The sequence below is a fragment of the Arthrobacter sp. Cr_A7 genome (assembly GCF_029222765.1).
Classification (GTDB): Bacteria; Actinomycetota; Actinomycetes; order Actinomycetales; family Micrococcaceae; genus Arthrobacter.
Genome location: NZ_JARHXQ010000320.1, coordinates 1 through 447 on the forward strand (window position 1 = coordinate 1; position 447 = coordinate 447).

At 68.7% G+C, this 447-nt stretch carries 1 protein-coding gene; it reads right to left on the minus strand.

What is annotated here, in order from left to right; all coding sequences use genetic code 11:
* Positions 1–95: 95 nt before the first annotated feature.
* Positions 96–447 (minus strand): DUF3515 family protein (locus tag P2Q66_RS19410; protein ID WP_275730767.1); only part of this gene is annotated, 352 nt, incomplete at its 5' end.

Consider the following 447-nt stretch of genomic DNA (forward strand, 5'->3'; position numbering starts at 1 on the left):
TCATCCACCTGGCCCTGAACCGGAAGACCGGGCTGCGCTAAGCAGGGCCTCTCCACAGTGAGCCCCGCGAAAGATCCCGGCGGCCCGGGCTGCGCCTACTGGCTCTGCGGCAGGTCCTGGAGTTCTTCCTGGCCCACGCAGTTCCGGATGGCCGGCACCTTCCCGGCCGCCGTTGCGAGGTCTGCCAGCACCGTGGCGGAGCTGATCTTGTCCGGGTCCATCAGGATCTCGGTAGCAGGTTCACGGCCGTAGGTGGTCAGGGTCCACACCGGGTCGCCTTCCTTGATGACCCAGTCGATGCCATTGACTGTCACGCAGCGGTCGGTGGTGGGGCCGGGAACGTTGACGCCGCAGCGAAGGATGACCAGGGACGGGTCCCCCCAGGCCGCGGTGGCCTGGCTGTTGGTCTTGCGCAGGCGGGCGTCCCCGATCGCGTCCGGCAGTGCC